The organism is Micromonospora sp. CNZ297 (genome assembly GCF_007827625.1).
In genome coordinates this window covers 496,506-514,430 of sequence record NZ_VISU01000003.1, presented here as the reverse complement: position 1 = coordinate 514,430, position 17,925 = coordinate 496,506, and the positions used below count along the sequence as shown (strand labels likewise).

The 17,925-nt window shown below is 71.6% G+C and carries 17 protein-coding genes; 10 read left to right on the top strand and 7 right to left on the bottom strand.

All coding sequences use genetic code 11. The features are described 5' to 3' along the window. Position 1 precedes the first annotated feature (1 nt). The gene (locus FB454_RS08605) at positions 2-1,249 is read right to left on the bottom strand and encodes an FAD-dependent oxidoreductase (RefSeq protein WP_091329223.1); all 1,248 of its coding nucleotides are present in this window, start codon (positions 1,247-1,249) and stop codon (positions 2-4) included. Positions 1,250-1,340: 91 nt separating this feature from the next. Here FB454_RS08605 and FB454_RS08600 point away from each other — a divergent pair, with 91 nt between their 5' ends. Both FB454_RS08600 and FB454_RS08595 read left to right on the top strand, forming a co-directional pair. Continuing rightward, positions 1,341-1,724, top strand: a complete 384-nt coding sequence (locus FB454_RS08600; RefSeq protein WP_013285110.1) for a PadR family transcriptional regulator — start codon at positions 1,341-1,343, stop codon at positions 1,722-1,724. Next, on the top strand, positions 1,721-2,617 hold the full coding sequence (locus FB454_RS08595; protein ID WP_091329221.1) for a hypothetical protein: 897 nt from the start codon (positions 1,721-1,723) through the stop codon (positions 2,615-2,617). The genes FB454_RS08600 and FB454_RS08595 overlap by 4 nt, the downstream gene beginning before the upstream one ends. Positions 2,618-2,703: 86 nt before the next feature. On the opposite strand, the gene FB454_RS08590 is transcribed toward FB454_RS08595, so the two are convergent. From FB454_RS08590 to FB454_RS08580, 3 genes are all read right to left on the bottom strand, one after another. Continuing rightward, entirely contained in the window at positions 2,704-3,033 is a 330-nt protein-coding gene (locus tag FB454_RS08590; protein ID WP_013285113.1) for a cupin domain-containing protein, read from the bottom strand. Positions 3,034-3,131: 98 nt separating this feature from the next. Beyond that, positions 3,132-4,385 (bottom strand): formamidase, encoded by a 1,254-nt coding sequence (gene fmdA, locus FB454_RS08585; protein ID WP_145822774.1) that lies wholly within the window; start codon positions 4,383-4,385, stop codon positions 3,132-3,134. A 21-nt stretch (positions 4,386-4,406) separates the two neighbouring features. Then, on the bottom strand, positions 4,407-4,685 hold the full coding sequence (locus FB454_RS08580; protein ID WP_013285115.1) for an FmdB family zinc ribbon protein: 279 nt from the start codon (positions 4,683-4,685) through the stop codon (positions 4,407-4,409). Positions 4,686-4,895: 210 nt separating this feature from the next. Between FB454_RS08580 and FB454_RS08575 the strand changes: the two genes are divergently transcribed. Further along, positions 4,896-6,071 (top strand): cellulose binding domain-containing protein, encoded by a 1,176-nt coding sequence (locus FB454_RS08575; RefSeq protein WP_145822773.1) that lies wholly within the window; start codon positions 4,896-4,898, stop codon positions 6,069-6,071. An 11-nt stretch (positions 6,072-6,082) separates the two neighbouring features. Continuing rightward, complete coding sequence (locus FB454_RS08570) at positions 6,083-7,207, top strand: glycoside hydrolase family 53 protein (RefSeq protein ID WP_013285117.1); 1,125 nt, start codon at positions 6,083-6,085, stop codon at positions 7,205-7,207. 24 nt (positions 7,208-7,231) lie between these two features. Here FB454_RS08570 and FB454_RS08565 read toward each other — a convergent pair whose 3' ends face one another. Together FB454_RS08565 and FB454_RS08560 are read right to left on the bottom strand one after the other, a co-directional pair. Beyond that, positions 7,232-7,636, bottom strand: a complete 405-nt coding sequence (locus tag FB454_RS08565; protein ID WP_013285118.1) for a DoxX family protein — start codon at positions 7,634-7,636, stop codon at positions 7,232-7,234. A gap of 113 nt (positions 7,637-7,749) precedes the next feature. Further along, entirely contained in the window at positions 7,750-8,322 is a 573-nt protein-coding gene (locus FB454_RS08560) for a hypothetical protein (protein ID WP_013285119.1), read from the bottom strand. 140 nt (positions 8,323-8,462) lie between these two features. On the opposite strand from FB454_RS08560, the gene FB454_RS08555 reads away from it, so the two are divergent. The 4 genes from FB454_RS08555 to FB454_RS08540 all read left to right on the top strand — a co-directional run bounded on the left by FB454_RS08555 (position 8,463) and on the right by FB454_RS08540 (position 14,873). Continuing rightward, positions 8,463-9,644, top strand: coding sequence for a zinc metalloprotease (locus tag FB454_RS08555; RefSeq protein ID WP_145822772.1), 1,182 nt, complete (start codon positions 8,463-8,465; stop codon positions 9,642-9,644). A gap of 189 nt (positions 9,645-9,833) precedes the next feature. Next, positions 9,834-11,693 carry an AfsR/SARP family transcriptional regulator gene (locus FB454_RS08550; RefSeq protein ID WP_145752568.1) on the top strand — a complete coding sequence of 620 codons (1,860 nt, stop codon included), beginning with the start codon at positions 9,834-9,836 and terminating at the stop codon, positions 11,691-11,693. 161 nt (positions 11,694-11,854) lie between these two features. After that, positions 11,855-14,164 carry a fibronectin type III domain-containing protein gene (locus tag FB454_RS08545; RefSeq protein ID WP_486485402.1) on the top strand — a complete coding sequence of 770 codons (2,310 nt, stop codon included), beginning with the start codon at positions 11,855-11,857 and terminating at the stop codon, positions 14,162-14,164. Between the two features lie 16 nt (positions 14,165-14,180). After that, complete coding sequence (locus FB454_RS08540) at positions 14,181-14,873, top strand: hypothetical protein (RefSeq protein ID WP_091329204.1); 693 nt, start codon at positions 14,181-14,183, stop codon at positions 14,871-14,873. A gap of 46 nt (positions 14,874-14,919) precedes the next feature. Here FB454_RS08540 and FB454_RS08535 read toward each other — a convergent pair whose 3' ends face one another. Beyond that, positions 14,920-15,381, bottom strand: a complete 462-nt coding sequence (locus FB454_RS08535) for an SRPBCC family protein (protein WP_030270875.1) — start codon at positions 15,379-15,381, stop codon at positions 14,920-14,922. Between the two features lie 153 nt (positions 15,382-15,534). Between FB454_RS08535 and FB454_RS08530 the strand changes: the two genes are divergently transcribed. Further along, the gene (locus tag FB454_RS08530) at positions 15,535-16,398 is read left to right on the top strand and encodes a DUF6745 domain-containing protein (RefSeq protein ID WP_145822770.1); all 864 of its coding nucleotides are present in this window, start codon (positions 15,535-15,537) and stop codon (positions 16,396-16,398) included. Positions 16,399-16,639: 241 nt separating this feature from the next. Further along, positions 16,640-17,875, top strand: coding sequence for a cellulose-binding domain-containing protein (locus FB454_RS08525; RefSeq protein WP_145822769.1), 1,236 nt, complete (start codon positions 16,640-16,642; stop codon positions 17,873-17,875). Positions 17,876-17,925: the final 50 nt, after the last annotated feature.

Here is a 17,925-nt window from a genome sequence, read left to right as displayed (position 1 = left end):
ATCATGCCTCCGGCACTGTGACCCGGTGCAGCCGAGGTAGCACGCGGGTGAGCACCCAGTGCGGTGCGGCGGCGCCACCGGTGAGGCGGTGCATCAGCCTCGCGGCGTTGTCGACGGCGTGGAAGGCGTACGGCACCATCTCGTCCTGGTATCCGGCGATCGCCTCCTCCACGGATGTGCCGTTCCGCCGGGCCTCGACCAGCCGGTGGCCGAGCAGTGCGGCGTCGCGCAGCGCGGTGTTGCCGCCATGAGCGCCGAACGGCGGCATGACGTGTACGGCATCGCCCATCATCGTCGCCCGGGGCACCGCCCACCGGTGCGGGCGCCGGCCGGTGGCGAACAGGTTGAGCACAGTTGCGTCCAGTTCCGCCGTGTCGACCAGCCGCCGGACGAGCGGGTGGAAGTCGATGCTCATCCGGGCCGCCACGTGCCACAGCGCCCGCAGGTCCCCGCGGACGCCTGGAGGCAGCTCGTCCCGCCGGAGCAGCAGTGCCCACATGACGTAGTCGTCGCCGGTGGGGGCGTAGCTGCCCGGAGCCAGGCGCGAGAACGCCTCCCGCGGGCTCTCGCCGAACCGCATTGAGGTGAAGAAGAAGGCGCTGCCGGGCCGGTCGGCGATGGACAGGACTCCGCTGGTACGCAGCGCGTCCGGGATGACGCTTGCGCCGTCGCGCCACAACGGCGACCGGCCGTAGATGCCCGCCATCGGGGTGTCCGCCGGGTCGGCGTCCGGCATGAGCTGCGCGCGCAGCGCCGAGCCGACGCCCTCCGCGCCCACCACGACTGTCGCCGCGGCGGCGCTGCCGTCGGAGAACCGCAGCCGCAGCCCGGCCGGACCGCCGTTGTCCACCGCGACGGCGGCCCTGCCGTAGTGGATGCGCCCGTCCAGCCCGGACTGCAGGATCGACCGCAGGGTCAGCCGGTCCACCTGGCGGGTCTCGTGCGGGTCGTCCTTGAAGGTGATCGTGAAGGCGTCCCGCAGCCGTCTGTCGGTGAAGCGCAGGTGCCCGCCGGGCTCGTCGCCGGTGGCCAGCGCCAGGCGGTACAGCGGGCGGGGCAGGCTCTCGCGCAGCGCCGCCAGCCCGTACCGGTCGAGGATGATCCGGTAGCCCTGCCGCCGGACGAAGGGGCCGGGATCCCGCTCGTAGACGTGCACGTCGATGCCGGCGCGCGTCAGGTACTGGGCCAGGCAGAGGCCGGAGAGGCCGGCGCCGGCGATCGCTACTGAGAAGTCGGTCGATGCGCTCATCCGATTACCTTAATCATTAAGATGATTTGGGCAATGGCCACTGTGAACAGTCACCTTGGACTGATACTCAAGTTGGTTGTATATTCGGCTCATGGGATCTGCTTCGCGTCCCGCGCTACGGGAACCGTCGTACTTCGTCCTCGCTGCCCTGCTCGGTGGGCCGCTCCACGGTTACGCCGTGATCAAGAGGGTGACCGAGCTTTCCGACGGGCGGGTGACCCTCGCTGCCGGATCGCTGTACTCGGTGATCGACCGGCTGCTCGGCGAGGAACTCGTCGCCGCCGACGGTGAGGAGATCGTCAACGGGCGTGCCCGTCGCTACTACCGGCTCACCGACGAGGGCTGCCGCGTACTCACCGAGGAGGCCGACCGGCTCGCCCAGGCCGCCCGGGTGGTCATGGACCGCCTGCCGCGCCGGGTCGCATCGCAGGCAAGTGCCCGTCAACCTTCTACCGTGAGGATCAGACCAGCATGAGTTCCGATGTCCTGGAGAGGCGTTACCGCATGCTGCTGCGGGCCTACCCGGCCGGCTACCGCCGGGAACGCGCCGACGAACTGATCGACACGTTGATCGGGGACGAACCCACCACCCGTCGCTGGCCCAGCGCCCGGGAGGCGGTCTCGCTCCTCCGGGGCGGCCTGCGGGTGTACGGCGGCAGCGCCGCGGCCCGTCCCACTGCCGTGCTGTTCTGGCAGGGCATCCACCTCGGCGCCCTGGCGGTGCTGGCGCTGGGCGTCCTCATCGGCTTGGACGACATCGTCGAGGCGTTCCGGTACGGCGGACTCTCGGACCCGGTGACCATCCTGCGCAATCAGGGCGTCCACGAGGTCGTGCTGATCGCGGCGCTGGTGGCGCTCGTCGCCGGCCGTGCCCGCACCGCCGCCGTCCTGGCTGTTGCCGGGGCGGTGGTGCCGAGCCTGATCTCCCCGTACCTGTTCCTCAACGGCCTGCCGCAGTGGTGGGCACCGGTTGTCGCCACGCCGCTGATCGTGCTGGGCCTGCGGCGGCCGGCGGACGTGCCGCCGGCACCTCGCGCCAACGCCGTCCTGGTCACCGCCGGAATCCTCGCCCTGCATCTGATCCCCGCGGGTGGCCTCCGCATGGTCGACGCGGTCCCGCGGATCGTCGCCGCCGCCATGGTGATCGCCGGGGTGGCCGCCTTCCTGTGGGTGGCGACCGCCGACCAGCGACTGCTGATCGCGGTCGTCCCGACCCTCCTGCTGGGCACGGTCCACCAGCTGGACAACGCCGGGTTGACGGAAGAACTGCTGCGCCGGCCGGACGCCCTGCCGTCCCTGGCCGTCGCGGTCCTCATGGCGGTCGGCGCGATCGTCTCGACCCGGTTGCGGCAGCGCACCCGCGCCTGACCGGCGGACGGGCGGCCCGGCCCCGGCCGGACCGCCCGGCGGGGGCCACCTCCGTCATCGAAGCCCGATGAGGACGCGTGCGGTCGTCAGCGCTTGGCGACGGTGAGCAGCACCGCTGAGTCTTCGAGCGCCTCCAGCGTGTGCCGGCGGTCCGGCACGATCAGCAGATCGCCGGGTGCGCCGTCCCAGGACGTCTCGCCGGCGCCGAGCCGGACCCGGCCGTGCAGGACGTGGACGGTGGCCTCGCCGGGATTCTCGTGCTCGCTGAGCATCTGCCCGGCGGTCAGCGCGATCAGCGTCTGTCGGAGCCTGTGCTCGTGACCGCCGTAGACGGTGGAGCTGCTGCGGCCGCTGGAGGAGCCGTGCGCGAGCTTCAGCTGCTCGCGGGCCAGTGCGGTCAGGGATGACTTCTGCATGAGGTGTCCCCTCTCATCGTCGCGCCGGGCGCGATCCTCGTCCGGGAACCGTAGCGCGGCCGCCCGTCGCCGAACCGCCGGCCCTCAGGGGCACCTGCCTACGGCATGGTGGCCTTCGGGGCGCCCTTGCCCGGATCGATCCGGGTCGGACCGGAAGCCGAGGGGCGGATGTCGAAGTCGAAGATCTCGGTGGGCAGGTAGACGGTCGCGCAGGAGTTGGGGATGTCCACCACGCCGGAGAGCCGGCCCTCGATGGGTGCGGCACCGAGCAGCAGGTATGCCTGTTCCGGCTGGTAGCCGAAGCGGGTCAGGTAGTCGATGGCGTGCAGGCAGGCGCGCTGGTAGGCGAGCTGCGAGTCGAGGTACCGCTGTTCGCCGTCGAGGGTGACCGAGAGCCCGGAGAAGGCCAGCCACTGGGAGAACTGGGGCGGGGTGTCGCCCGGAATGAAGATCGTGTTCTCGGCGACGCCGTACGTCTGCATGCCGTTCTTGATCAGGTCTACGTGCAGGTCGACGAAGCCGCCCATCTCGATGGCGCCGCAGAAGGTGATCTCCCCGTCGCCCTGCGAGAAGTGCAGGTCGCCGAGGGACAGGTTGGCTCCCGTCACGTACACCGGGTAGAAGACCCGGCTGCCGACGGTGAAGTTCTTGATGTCCTGGTTCCCGCCGTTCTCCCGGGGCGGAGCGGTCCGCGCCGCCTCCGCAGCGACCCGGTCGAAGTCGGCGCCGGTGAGGCTGCCGAGGATCGCGTCCTGCGGCTCGGGGGGCAGGGCCAGGGGCGGCACCCGGTCGGGCGCGGTGGCGATCAGCGCCCCCTCCCGCTGGTTCCAGGTCGCCAGCAGCGACGCGGACGGGGCGGTGCCCATCAGCCCCGGGTGGGAGATCCCGGTGAACGAGACCCCGGGGATGTGCCGTGAGGTGGCCTTGTGACCGGTGAAGTCCCAGACCGCCTTGTAGGCGTCGGGGAATTGCTCGGTCAGGAAGCCGCCGCCGTTGCCGGTGGGGAAGATGCCCGTGTAACCCCAGCCCTGGCCGGCCAGCGGACCGGACTCCTGCGGGATCGGGCCCATGTCGAGGATGTCGACCATGAGCAGGTCGCCCGGCTCGGCGCCCTCGACTGCGAACGGGCCGCTGAGAGCGTGGACCCGGGTCAGCGGAGCGTCCCGGATGTCCTCGGCGGAGTCGTCGTTGTGGATCGCGCCGTCGAACCACTCGCGGCAGTGGACACGGAACGACTGTCCGGGCCGTACCGTCGCCACGGGCGGGACGTCGGGATGCCAGCGGTTGTGCCCGACCTTCTCATGGTCGGTGAACCTCTTCGTGGAGTCGAGGGGGAACAGCAGTTCAGGCACGGCGTTGAGCCCTTCTCGTGGTCACCATCGGGGCAGGCGGGCGTGGGCCGGGTTCGTCGAGTGACGCGCCGGGCGACGGCCGGGCACCCGCCCGACGACCTCCGGCTGTTCCGCGCTGCGCTCGGTCCGGTCCACGGCCTCGCGCAGCGCCGCCGGTATGCGGGTGAGCCGGGGCGCGGAGAACACCCGTGTCGCCGGGAACCCGCACCGGGGGCAGTTCGTCGACGGGCCCGCGGTGCCGACCGGCATCGCGACATCGAAGCTGCCATCCTGCGCGCAGCGGTACTCGAAGGTGGCCATCGCCGCTTCCCGTCCAGCCTTTCGTGCGTGTGGTGGCCGTTCCGCAGCGGCTCACCCTGTCTATCCGATTGTGACCGATTGCGGACATAAGCGGCGCAAAACGACGAATGAGGCGGAGGTCGCGCCTCGCGGCGGGTTGCGGGGCCGTGGCACCGGCCGAGGTGTGGGACACGTTGGCGATCATCGATGTATGGCGGGCATTGTCGACCTATGGCTGCCGTCTTCTCGTCCTCGCTGTTCCGCCGTCTGCGGCCGGGTCTGACGGCCGCGGTCGTGCTGTCCACGGCCTTGCTCGGTGCCGCTCTGGCCGTCGCGCCGTCGGCGGACGCCGGCACCGCGTACCCCGCTGTCGCCCCGGCGCCCGGCGGCGCCGCGGTGCCCGCCGCGGAGCCGACCGGGACGGCGGCGCCGCCCACCTCGACGCCCAGCACGCCCAGCACCACGCCGTTCCCGCCGAGCGCGCCCACGAACCTGACCGCCACCCAGGTACGGACCACGTCGGTCACCCTCACCTGGACGGCCGCCAGGCCCGGCTGCTGCCCCGTCGCCGGGTACGACGTCACCTACTACCAGGCGTTCGACGACGTGGTCTACGGCATCAGCCTCGGCGACGTCACCTCCACCACGATCACCGGCTACATCCAGCCGGGCCGGCAGTACTCGTTCCGGGTGTCGGCCCGGGACGGGTCCGGGCGCCGATCGCCGTCCACCGACGCGCTGACGGTGGTCACCCCGGTGACCGACACCGGCCCGGACACCACCCCGCCGAGCGCGCCGCAGAACCTCGCAGTCGGCGAGGTGACCGCCTCGACCGCCACGCTGTCCTGGTCGCCGTCGACCGACGACGCCGGCGTGCTCGGGTACGACGTCTACCGGTTCGACGGCTGGTTCACCTCGACCCGAGTCGCCACCGTGCCGGGCACCACGTACACGGCGCCGCTGCCCCCGTCGACGCCGCTGCGCAACCTGTACTACGTGCGGGCCCGGGACGCGGCCGGCAACGTGTCGATCGCGTCCAACACGGTCACACTGCCGACGACGTCCACGCCGCCGCCCCCGCCGCCCTCGACCTGCCGGGTGACCTACCGGAACCAGTCCGAGTGGCCCGGCGGTTTCGTGGCCGCGGTGACGGTCCAGAACACCGGGACGACGTCGGTCGACGGCTGGATCGTCACCTTCGGCTTCCCGGGGGACCAGCACGTCACCACCGCGTGGAACGCCACAGTCGGCCAGACCGGCGCCGCCGTGACCGCCCGCAACGCCGACTGGAACCGCGTCATCGCGCCGAACGGCTCCGCGACCTTCGGCTTCCAGGGGCGGTGGAGTGCGAGCGACGCACCGCCGACCGGCTTCTCGCTCAACGGCGCCCCCTGCACTGTCGGCTGAGAGGAAGCCTCGTGACCACACCCCACCGCCGCCGCGCCCTCGCCGGGGCCGTCACGGCCGTCGCCCTCGCCGTCACCACCACATTCGGGGGTACGCCCGCGCCCGTCGCCGCCGCGAACACGCTCAGCATGCGGGGCGCCGACGTCTCCTCGTTGCAGCGCAGCCTGGATCTGGGCGCGAAGTACTACGACGCAGGCGGGGTGGCGCGCGACCCGCTGGACATCCTCAGGTCCGTCGGCCTCAACTACGTCCGGCTGCGCGTGTGGAACAACCCGGCCAGCGGCTACAACAACAAGAGCAGGGTGCTGGCCCAGGCGCGCGTGGCGAAGGCCAAGGGCCTCAAGGTGCTGATCGACTTCCACTACTCCGACACCTGGGCCGACCCCGGCAAGCAGTACAAGCCCGCGGCCTGGGCCGGGCACAGCCTGAGCCAGTTGCGCAACGACGTGTACGCGTTCACCTACGACGTCTGCGCCGCCCTCCGCGGGCAGGGCACCCTGCCGGACAGCGTGCAGATCGGCAACGAGATCAACGTCGGGATGCTGTGGAACGAGGGGAAGGTCGTCAACAACGACTTCGCCCCGCTGGCCGGCCTGCTGAAGCAGGGCTACAACGCGGTGAAGGCCTGCGGCGGCGGCATCCCCGTGATGATCCACACCGCGAACGCCGACAGCAACGCCAACGCGCGGTGGTTCTACGACGGCATCCGTGCCCAGGGCGTGCAGTGGGACATGACCGCCCTGTCGTACTACTGCATGTGGCACGGCAGCCTGGCGAACCTCTACAACAACATCGTCGACCTGCGGAACCGCTACGGGAAGCCGGTGGTGATCGTGGAGACCGCGTACCCCTTCACCCGGGACAACGCGGACAGCGAGCCGAACGCCATCGGCGACGCCACCTGCGACGGCATCGGTGCGACCTGGGCCGGGCAGGCCCAGGAGTTCGACTGGGTCCAGAACACCGCCCGCAACGCCGGCGCCGTCGGTGTCTTCTACTGGGAACCGACCTGGTACGCCGTCAGCGGCAACGGCTGGGATCCGGCGAACATCAACGGCACCGGGAACCAGTGGGACAACATGGCCGTCTTCGACTGGTCCGGGCGGGTGAACCCGGGGGTGCGCTGGACGCCCTGACGGGGTCGGCCGGCGCACCCCCGCTCAGCGCTCGAGGAGCCGGCGAATCGAGTGGCGGCGGCCCCACGCGATGAACACGAACAGCGCGAACAGCACCACGGGCGTGAGCACCAGCGCGCCGCCGTGCAGGATGAACGCCTGGGTGACGGCGGCGCCGACCATGAGCAGCGCGAGCCCGACGGCGGCCAGGCCGGCCAGCCGAGGCACGAGCAGCCCGATGCCACCGGCCAGTTCCAGCAGACCGACGAGATAACGGAACCAGGGCGCGGCGCCCATGTCCTCGAAGGTCTGGACCGCGTTCGTCTCGCCGAACAGCTTGGGGCCGGCGGAGGCGACGATGAGGAAGACCCCGAGGACGATTTGCAGCGCCCACAGCGTCCGGTGCAACCCGCGCGCGACGGGCGGGGGAGTGGTGTCGACGACGGTCATGGTTCTCGTCCCTCCTGGCGGTCTGCCGGTTTCCCGCATCCGATCGGATACACCAGGTCAGACCGGCCGGGGCGCATGAACTCATCGCGCCGGAGAGGGTACGAAGTCCAGAATCAGCTGCCGGAGGACGCGGGCTGGTGGTTCTCAGGGGATGCGAGGCGCTGCTGCAGGCGGTCGGACTGGGCGACTGATCCGCCGCTCACGCCCAGGCCGCGCCGAGCCGCGTCATAGAAGCGATCACGGCACGCGTTGGCCTGCTGGTAGACGTCGGTCAGCGGCTCGGTGGTCTCCCCGACCTCGCGGGCCCGGTGCTCCAGCTGCCAGACCGCCTCGCGCCAGTCCTGCGCGGCGGCGACTGTGGCGGCATCCCCGAGCAGCAACAGGCGTTCCCACGCGAGGGTGTGCCTGATGTCCGCGTCGGCGAGCCGGGGCAGTGCCGCGGCCTTGTCCAGCCCTGAGCGGTACTTGTCGCCGTCCGCCGCGGCCAGGACCCGCAGTGAGATCGCCTGGATCTCCTTGAGGACCTGCGCGAACTCGCCGTACGCCTCCAGTCGTCGTTCGTCCCACCGTACGGATTGACCACGCTTCCACTGACTCCTGGTGGACAGGAAGGTCACCAGACCCGTACCGAGGGCGCCGACGACGACACCGAGCAGCGCGGGCAACTGTGAGACGAACGCATCCATCGGCGCAAGCGTGTCATCCGGCGTCAACAGTTGATCCGGCCCGGGCCGGGGCTCTACGGCGGTACCGCCGGGTCGTGGTTGTGCCGGGCGTGAGCGCGCGTGTCCCACTGCCGCCGCCTGTCCGGCCGTACCATCTCTTGGTGAAGCTCCGCCGTCGGCTGGTCGCCGTGTCACTCCTCCTGGCGGTGGAGGCGACGGCGTTCGCGCTGCTCGTCACCGAGTCGGTGATGGATGCGATCGTCGCCGCCGGCCTCACCTGCGTGTCGTTGTGGCTGCACCTCGTCCTGCACGAGTGCGGTCACCTCGTCGTGGCGAAGCTGCTGCGTCTGCCGGTCATCGCGGTCCGTGTCGCGCCCTTCAACGGCTGGCGCAACGAGGTGTCGGTCCGGCCGTCGCCGTCGATGACGGCGTTACCGCTGCGGATGCTGCTGTTCTATCTCGGTGGCCCGCTGGCCAACCTGTGCGCCGCGACGGCACTCGTCGTCGCGTCGGCGTCCACCGGTACGGCGTTGACGCGGTTGACGCTGCTCGGCGCCGCGTTCGTCGGGGCGCTGCTCGGCCTGACCAACCTCGTTCCGGGGCGTTCGACCCACAGCGACGGCCACAACCTGCTCCGCTGGCCCCGGGCTCCGGCAGCCGCCCGCGAAGGGCTGCGGGCGGGCTACTACCAGGAGGAGGTGGTCAGGGCGCTGCGGGCGGTCGCCCGAGCGGGTGGTGACGTCCACCGGGTCGGGATTCAGGCCCGCGACGGCAGCGATCCGCTCCTGGCCCTCGCTGCCTACCAGCAGAGATTGAGCGCGGGACACACGCAGTCGGCGGATCTGGTCGAGGAGGCCGAGCGGCTCGCGGCGCTGGCTCGCGCGGGCGGCACCGATCCCGCGGCCGCCGCGGCGATCGGCCAGATGCTGAGCCTCCAGTTCGGAATGTGGTACCTGTACGCCGCGGTGGTGACCGGCGCGCCGGTGGAACGCCGGGAGGTGCGGGAGATCTCGGAACTCGCCCGGATCGCCGTCCGGACGCAGCCGCGAGCGTTGTCCGCCCGGATCGTGATGAGCCTGGCTCACCTGCTCAACCAGCGGCCCGAGGATGCGCGATCGCTGCTTCTCGACGTCCGTCCCGGCGCCGAGCCGCGCGACCTCTGCGCCGTCGCGCTTCTTCTGCGGGCGGCCGCCGAGTCGTATCTCGGAAACCCCGCCGAGGCGGATCACCTTCTCCGCGCGGCCGGGGGCGACTACCCGCAACTGGCACAGCTCGTGGCCGCGATCCGGGCAGCCGATCCGGCGCCGCCCCTGTTCGCGCCGGCACCGATGGCCGGCGCCTGACCGCTCGACGAGCCGGTGGCTCGTCGGCGTCATGATCTGGTCGGGCGTTTTCTGCGGTGTTTCCGTTACGTCGACACACCGCTACTTGCATTGATTCCCGTCACATTTGGTCCTTATCGAAATGCCTTGTCCTGATCTGCGGGGCCGCCTACTGTGGGCGGCCTCGGAGTTCGACGGGGGAGCGACGGGATGCAATTGGACATTCGGCTTCTGGGTCCTGTCGAGCTGCGGGTCGGCGGCCGGCGCGTCGCGCCGGGACCGGGAAAGCGGCGGGCCGTGCTCGCCGGGCTCGCGCTGGCGGCGAACCGGTCGGTGTCCCTGGACCGGCTGGCCGCCATGGTCTGGTCCGACGTCCCCCCGCCTTCGGCGACGGCCAACCTGCGTTCGCACGCGGCGGCGCTGCGCCGGATGGTGGGCGACCGGCTGGTGACGCGCCCGAACGCGTACGAGCTGCGGATGCGGCCCGACGAGCTGGATGTCACGGAGTTCCACCGGCTGGCGGAGAACGGCCGCACGGCACTGGTCAGGGGGTATGCGCTCGACGCCGTTCCCGCGCTCGACGCCGCGCTCGCGTTGTGGCGCGGCGCGGCGGGCGAAGGGCTGCCGACCGGCACCACGCTCGACAACCGCTGGGCGAGCCTGGAGGAGCAGCGGCTTCAGGTGTTCGAGGTGCTGACCGATGCCCGCCTGGCGGTCGGCCGGCATGCCGAGCTGCTACCCGGGCTGCGTGAGCATCTGGCCGCGTACCCGTTGCGGGAACGGGCGTGGGGGCAGCTGATGCTCGCGCTGTACCGCTGCGGTGAGGTGCCGGCGGCACTGGCCGCCTACCGGGACGCGCGCGCCCGGCTGGACCAGCACCTCGGCATCGAGCCGGGCGAGGAACTGGCCGCCCTGCACCGGGCGATCCTGGAACGGGCGCCGGACGTCTCGTACACCCGGCCGCCGCCGGTGATCGCGGCACCGTCGGCCGCCGATCCGGCTCCCGCCGCCGAGACCGGCCGGACGGTGCCCCGGGAGCTGCCACCGGATCTGGTCACCTTCGTCGGGCGCACCAGGGAAGCGGGGGAGGTCAGCACGGGAGCGACGGGCCGCGCACCCGCTGTCGTGGTCGTCACGGGCCCGCCGGGAAGCGGCAAGACCGGGCTCGCCGTACACGCGGCCCACGCGGTGGCCGGTGAGTTCACCGACGGGCAGATCTTCGTCGACGTCGCGTACCGGGCCTCGGTCACCCCGGCGGAGTTGCTGGCCCGGGTGCTGCGCGCGCTCGGCGTCGCGGCGGGCGACATGCCCGACAGCGCCGACGAGCGCGCCGGGCGCCTGCGCTCGCTCACCGCCGGACGCCGGCTGCTGCTGGTCCTCGACGGCGTCACCAGCGCGGCCCAGGTGCGGCCCCTACTGCCCGCCAGTCCCGGTCCCGCCCTGATCGCCGTGGCCCGGCGCGCTCTGGGCAACCTCGACGGTGTACGGCGGGTCGCCCTGTCGCCGTTGGCCGAACCCGGCGCCCGGGAACTGCTGGCCGCGCTCGCCGGTCCGGAACGGCTGGCCGCGGATCCGGGCGCGACAGCCGAGCTGATCGGCCTGTGTGCCGGATCGGTGCTGGCGCTGCGGGTCGCCGGCTCGAGACTGGCGACGTGGCCGGGGATGCCGGTGGCCGCGCTGGTCGGCGAACTCACAGCGGGAGGGAGCACGCTGGATCTGCTGAGTTACGACGACCTGTCCGTACGAGCGAGCCTGGCCGCCGCCGTCGCGGTCGTCGCCTCGGAGGACGAGGTGGCCGGCCGGCTGTTCGAGCTTCTCGCCGCCTGCCCGGAGGCTCCGGCGGCGGTGGACCGTGCCGCGGCGCAACTCGGCGAGTCCACCGAACGGATCAGGCGGGCCATGGAAGGCCTGGTCGATGCGCACCTGGTCGCCCGGGACGGTGCTGCCCGCTACCGGCTGCCGGCGCTGGTCAGGGATTACGCCGCCGAATTGTCGACAGTGCCCTCCGGGCCGGCGTCGCGGCTCGTCCGGGGGAACCCGTTCCTCACGTTGTCGTCCCGGTCCGGGTGATCGATCCTGCCGACCGCTCGGGTCGTCCGGCGAGCGTAGACGACAAAGTATCTCGAATATAGATCGCCGTGACAGGCTCCGCTCGTCATCGACCAATCTCAGTGAGACGGGGCGGCATGTCAGGCTACAGACGTCATCGCTATTTCAGTCGGTCCATACGCATGACGGCATTCGCCGTCGCGATCCTCCTCCCGCTCAGCATGATCAGCCAGCCGGCATCCGCCCAGGTCGTCACCGAGGCGCAACTGCCGGCATGCGCCGACCCGTCCGTGCCGGACGACGTCAACCACGCGTCCATCCGCCTCGAAGGACCGGCAGCCGGGTCGGAGGTCGCGGTCGACGCGAACGGCAGGATCGCCGTCAGCGGCTACGTGCACAAGCAGGCCACGATGGTGGACGTCTCGGTCGAGAAGACCACCTCGACCAGCTTCACCTACGGCCCGCCGCCGGAGGGCGTCACGGACTGGTCGGCCTCCTGGACCGCCAGCATGCGCCCACCGCGACTGGGTCCGGCGAAGGTCTGCACCCGTGCCCAGCGCGAACCCGGCCGCTACGCACGGATCCTGCGCGACATCACCGTGCTGGACCTGATCCCGCCGAGCAACGTTCCGAACCTGGCGGTCGGCACGATCACGGCCACCGGCGCCAAGGTGACCTGGGGTGCCGCGACCGACAACTACGGTCTCGCCGGATACGAGGTCACCGTCGACGGGGGCACCCCGCACCGGACCACGGTCGGCACCCGCTCGTACTCGATCACCGGACTCCAGCCGTCCAGCAACCACACGGTCTCCGTGGTCGCCGTCGACCTGGCCGGCAACCGGTCGAAGACGCCCGCCACGACGTCGTTCACGACCGACGCCCTGCCGCCGCCGCCCGACGTGGACGCCGGCCTGACCCTGGACCCGGACGAGGGCGGCGCCATGGCCAGCTGGCACCCGAACCCGGCCACAGAGGCGAGCTACCGCGCCTACCTCGACGGCGAGATCTACGACCACTTCGAGCGAGACCAGCTCTGCGAGGACGGCAACGGCAACGTGGCCAGCCCGTGTACGGCGGACAGCGTCATCAAGCTCCCGATCGAGCCGCTCGAGGAGTACACGCCGTACGCCTTCCGGGTGGAGGCGCTGAGCGCCGACGGCACTGTGGTGCGGGAACTCGCCGGCGACTTCACCACGATGATCCACGTGAACGAGCTGTCGCCGGCGGTCACGCAGACCACCGCCAGTGAAGCGTCGCAATGCGCGGGCGCCGGTGGTGACATCTACATCGCGGCCAGCTCGCGTGCGAGTGTGCCGGTGCCCTCCGGCGCCACGCAGATCTTCCTCGGCTGTTACCGGGCAGCCGACACCAGCTGCCTCGACGCCGTCCTGCCACCGTCCGGCGAGAAGCTCGTCGACTGTGCGGACGACCTCACCCGCACGCTGTTCGCCATCGCTCCCTCCGGCCGCGGTCCGGTCATCTCGTCGATCGACGACACGCAGCCCCGGCCGCTGCTGTTGCAGGCGGCTGTGGTGCCGATCGCCTGGTGTCTGAGCAGCGGCGCCTGCGCGACGCTCATCGCTCCCGTCGCGGAGACGGCCGCGGCGGCCGCGGTCGCCCCGGTAGCCGCCGCCAGCATCTCGTGGTGGGTCGTCGGCCTCGGCGGCCTCGGCCTCGGGGCCGCGCTGGGCACGCTGCTCGCCATCCTCTTCCCCGGCACCATCGGCGTCAACGGGCTCATCGAGTACCCGATCTCGCACGACGTCGACTTCGAGCAGTTCGACAACTGGGGCCTGGACGAGGGCGAGTGGTACAACAGCCTGAAGGTCTACGCCGAGGTCATCAAGACGACGAAGCTGGTGGCGAACCAGCGCAACCTGCCCTTCGCCTGGGACTCCACGGAGGACGCGCGCCTCAAGCGGATCATCGACCAGGCATGTACGGCGCAGCGCGGCACCCAGGGCAAGGCCGGATGCGACGACGACATCATCGTCTACGTACCCGGGGCCAAGAACTACAAGGGCGCCGACATGACCGAGACCGGCAAGCACATCGTGGCCGCCATGGGCGACGGCGGATATCCGCAGCCGCCGACCCGGGCGGTGTGGTTCTACCCGGCGCGAAGCGTCGGCGGGCAGGCGGCGCGCGCCAAGGGCCACAGCCGCGGCTGGTTCGGCACCGCGGCGTTCAAACCGAACGCGTGCGACGTACGGGTTCCCGGGCAGACCTGCGACGAGTTCCCGTTCTGGTCGACCGACCAGGCGGTCGACCTGACCGGCCAGGTCGCCAGCCTGAAGCTGGTGTCGACAGCCGAGTCGCTTCCGCAGGCCAACGACATCAACGCGTTCTACGGCAAGTGCAAGGTGAGCGACAAGACCAAGTTCGTCGTGCTGCCGGTGAAGCCGTGGGTCGAGGCCGGCGGCCCGAGCTTCGCCTTCAAGCTCAGCGGCGGCGGGGCTAGCCTGTGCATGACGCCCGTGGCACCGTGAGCCGAGGAGCCTCCTGATGCTCGACGACATGCGCGTACTGCGCGAAGCGGTGCGGGAGTACCGCGTCGCGGCGACTGCCGCCGGCCTCGACTGGCCCGATTCGGGCGAGTCGCCGGCCGGGCCGCCGCCGGACCGGGTGCGCCGGATCTTCGACGTGGACCACGTCGCGGATCAGCTGGCCTGGTTGCAGTCGCAGCGCTGGCCGGACGCGCGGTTGCTCCCGAACGGCGGATGGCGGATGCCGTGGCCGGACGGTGGGGACGCGCTCGACTACCTGGGGCTGTCGATCGGCACGCCGTTCCCCTGGCGGCAGCAACTACCCCTGTTCCACTTCGACTTCCTGCTCTACACGTTCGTCCTCGCGGGCGAGCACGAGGGGGAGATCTGGCGCTACCCGGTCGGGGAGGACGCCTGGGAGTCGGTCCGTGCCGCCCCCAGCCTGGCCGTGCTCTTCGACCAGTGGACCAGGGGAATCGCCGCCGGTGTGGTCCGCTACGACGAGGCGAACAAGTGGCTCGTCGTCGAGGACGCGGACGGGGCACCCGGCCTCGACCCGCTGGCCTTCCCGGTGACTCCGGTGGACGAGACGCTGCTGCACGCGCGGCAGCGTGAATGCGGGGCGAGCCCTGTGGCCGACGACGACGGCTTCGAGCACCAGGAACGGCTGCTCGACGCCATCGACGCGGCGAAGGCCACGCTCGGCAGCTAGACCGGCCTGCGGTGGGTGGGCCCCGGCCCACCCACCGCAGCCGCGGTCAGTCCTCGAATCCGGCCGGGTGGGCGTCGCCGACGGCGTTCAGCAGCACACCCTGCTCCAGCAGCGCCTTGCAGGCGCAGAGGACCATGGTGAACCCGCCCATCGAGTCGATCGCCCTGCTCACGGCCTGGTCGGCGGTGCCGGCGAAGCCCGTCTCGGTGATCCGGACCAGCGTGGTGTCGTCCTCACCCGGCAGGAACCGCCACTCGACCTGGGTGGGGGACTCCGGATCCCACTCGGCCAGGATGCGGCGGTTCTCCTCCACGTCCTTGACGGTGACGACGGTGGAGACGCCGTACATCTCCCAGTCCCAGGTGACGACGGCGCCGGGTTCCAGCCGGCCGCTGCTCCTGGTGAACCAGAACCTCGTGGTCACCGCCGGGTCGGCGAACGCCTCGAACACCTCGGCGGCGGGCCGGCGGATGAGCATCTGCGCGGTGATGACAGGGGGTCGGGTCAAGCGGTCACTGTCCACGAGGTAGCGGTGTTCCCTTCTCTCCTGGCCGGGCGCTGCGGATGCGGCCACGGTACGGAATTCGCTTGAGCGGTGCCGCGACATGGGTCAGAGTCGTTCCATGATCTCCTACCGGAAGGGCGGCGACGCCCCGGCGCGATGAGCGCCCCCACGCGGCGCGACGACGCCGCGAAGACCCCGCACGACCTGTGGCAGCAGGCGGTCCGGATCCGCCAGGAATGGCTCGACCACGCCCTGTCCACACAGCCGGCCGACAAGCGCACCGCCGAGCGCTGCCTGACCGCCGTCTACGCGAGGGCGTCGCGGCCGCGACCCCGCTTCGAATGGGTCGACTCGCCGGCGAAGGCACTGCCTCTGGTCAGCGGCTGGCCCACACTCGACCGGCTCCACGAGCGCATCCGGGCGGTACGGCCGCCCCGGACACCGCTGCTGGCGAGCGACATCGCCATGGTCGTCTCCCAGCTCCGGGGCGCGCTCAGCGCGGGCGTCGTGCACACCGATCCGGAGCTGTCGCCCGCACGCAGGGGCAAGGCCAAGGAGCCGTGGCCCGAGCTGGCGCCGCAGCGGGCGTTCGACGGCGGCGTACCGCTCGCCGTCGTCCTGCACCAGGGGGTACGCGCGGCGCTGCACCGCAGCCTCGCGCACGGGTTCTACCTGCCGGTGCGTGCGGCGCTCGCGGGCGACGGCCCGGTGCCCGTGTGCTGGTACGGGCAGCAGGACGCGTCCTGGATCGCCTACTACGACGTGCTGCGCCGGCTCGGCCTCGCCCGGTACGGGCCGGACGAGGCCGGACACCTGGACACCTGGGCCGACCTGGCCCGCTCCTGCGGCTGGTGGTGGCCGGGGGAGGAGGTCTGCGTCGTGGTGGACCGGCCACAGGTGATCCGGATCGAGCCGGTCCCCGGTACGCCGCACGACCGGGTCCGGCTGCGACCCGGCGGTGTGCGCTACCGCGACGGCTGGCAACCGCTGCTGAGCGGCGTGGGCGCCGATCCGGGATGACGGGCATCCGCGCGGGCGGAGACCTTGATTGGATAGGCGACGGTAAATAGATTGGGCTCGGGCGCCGCCGAGGTCCGCAGACCGGACCCCGGCGGCTGACCGGGCCGCCTTTCGAGCCGGGCACATCGGTCGTACGCATCGACCACTCACCGTGGCGCACCGCCGCGCCGCATCCTCGCGCACCGCCGCGTCCGACGACGACGCGCGCCGCTGCGCCCTGTCCGACGCCGAAGGACTTCCCATGACGATTCTCCGTGCCCGCCCCGCCCCGCTCGTGGCGGCCGTCGCCGCGCTGGCCGCCGTCACCGCGGCCGGTACGGCCCTGCTCACCGGCCCGGCCGCAGCCGCACAGGGCTGCCGGGTCGACTACACACCCAACCAGTGGCCCGGCGGGTTCACCGCGAACATCAAGGTGTCACCGGGTGACACCGCCGTCTCCAGTTGGACGGTCACCTGGACGTACGCCGGGGACGAGCGCGTCACGAACGGCTGGAACGCCACTGTGAGCCAGTCCGGGTCGACGGTGACCGCCCGCAACATGTCGTACAACGGCAGCATCCCGGCCGGCGGCTCGACCGAGTTCGGCGTGCAGGGCACGTACGGCACCGCCGGCGGCGCGCCGACCGGGTTCAGCCTGAACGGCGTACCGTGCAACGGCGCCGGCCCGACCACGCCGCCGCCCACCACGGCGGTGCCGACCACCGCCCCGCCCACGACTGCTCCACCGACCACCCCGCCGCCCACGACGCCACCTCCCACGACGCCGCCGCCGACCACGCCGCCGCCGAGCGGGTGTGCGGGGGCGGTGCTGTGCGACGGCTTCGAGAACCAGACCGGCTCGACGCCGTCGGGTGACTGGAGCGTGGTGAGCCCGGACTGTTCCGGCGCCGGCACGGCCACCATCGACACGACCACCACGCACAGCGGCAGCCGCGCGATACGCATCAACGGTGCCGCCGGGTACTGCAACCACGTGTTCGTCCGGACCACGAAGAACCTCAGCGGCCTGGGCAGCGTCAGGTACGCCCGGATCTGGGTCCGGCACACCACCGCCCAGCCCACCGACCACACCACGATGATCACCATGTCCGACGCCGCCGACGGCAACCGCGACCTGCGGCTGGGCGGCCAGAACGGCGCGCTCCAGTGGAACCGTGCCTCCGACGACGCCACGCTGCCCGAGCAGAGCCCGGCCGGGGTGGCGCAGAGCGTGCCGCTGCCCACCAACCGCTGGGCCTGCCTGGAGTTCATGGTGGACGGCTCCGCCGGCCAGTTGCGTACCTGGCTGGACGGTGTCGCCGTGGCCGGGCTGACCGCCGACGGCGTGCCGACGCACGACATCGACGGCCAGTGGTACAGCCGCACCTGGCGACCGCAGCTCACCGACCTGAAGCTGGGCTGGGAGAGCTACGGTGGCGGCGCCGACACCCTCTGGTACGACGACGTGGCGATGGGCTCCACCCGGATCGGCTGCTGACCCACCGCGAGTGGAACGTCATGGGTGCCGAACGGGAGCGCGGACACCCA

Excerpts from the sequence above, each read along its gene's own strand:
- FB454_RS08605 (WP_091329223.1), bottom strand. The coding sequence starts at position 1,249 with ATGAGCGCATCGACCGACTTCTCAGTAGCGATCGCCGGCGCCGGCCTC.
- FB454_RS08600 (WP_013285110.1), top strand. The coding sequence starts at position 1,341 with ATGGGATCTGCTTCGCGTCCCGCGCTACGGGAACCGTCGTACTTCGTC.
- FB454_RS08595 (WP_091329221.1), top strand. The coding sequence starts at position 1,721 with ATGAGTTCCGATGTCCTGGAGAGGCGTTACCGCATGCTGCTGCGGGCC.
- FB454_RS08590 (WP_013285113.1), bottom strand. The coding sequence starts at position 3,033 with ATGCAGAAGTCATCCCTGACCGCACTGGCCCGCGAGCAGCTGAAGCTC.
- FB454_RS08580 (WP_013285115.1), bottom strand. The coding sequence starts at position 4,685 with ATGGCCACCTTCGAGTACCGCTGCGCGCAGGATGGCAGCTTCGATGTC.
- FB454_RS08575 (WP_145822773.1), top strand. The coding sequence starts at position 4,896 with ATGGCTGCCGTCTTCTCGTCCTCGCTGTTCCGCCGTCTGCGGCCGGGT.
- FB454_RS08565 (WP_013285118.1), bottom strand. The coding sequence starts at position 7,636 with ATGACCGTCGTCGACACCACTCCCCCGCCCGTCGCGCGCGGGTTGCAC.
- FB454_RS08560 (WP_013285119.1), bottom strand. The coding sequence starts at position 8,322 with ATGGATGCGTTCGTCTCACAGTTGCCCGCGCTGCTCGGTGTCGTCGTC.
- FB454_RS08550 (WP_145752568.1), top strand. The coding sequence starts at position 9,834 with ATGCAATTGGACATTCGGCTTCTGGGTCCTGTCGAGCTGCGGGTCGGC.
- FB454_RS08545 (WP_486485402.1), top strand. The coding sequence starts at position 11,855 with ATGACGGCATTCGCCGTCGCGATCCTCCTCCCGCTCAGCATGATCAGC.
- FB454_RS08540 (WP_091329204.1), top strand. The coding sequence starts at position 14,181 with ATGCTCGACGACATGCGCGTACTGCGCGAAGCGGTGCGGGAGTACCGC.
- FB454_RS08530 (WP_145822770.1), top strand. The coding sequence starts at position 15,535 with ATGAGCGCCCCCACGCGGCGCGACGACGCCGCGAAGACCCCGCACGAC.
- FB454_RS08525 (WP_145822769.1), top strand. The coding sequence starts at position 16,640 with ATGACGATTCTCCGTGCCCGCCCCGCCCCGCTCGTGGCGGCCGTCGCC.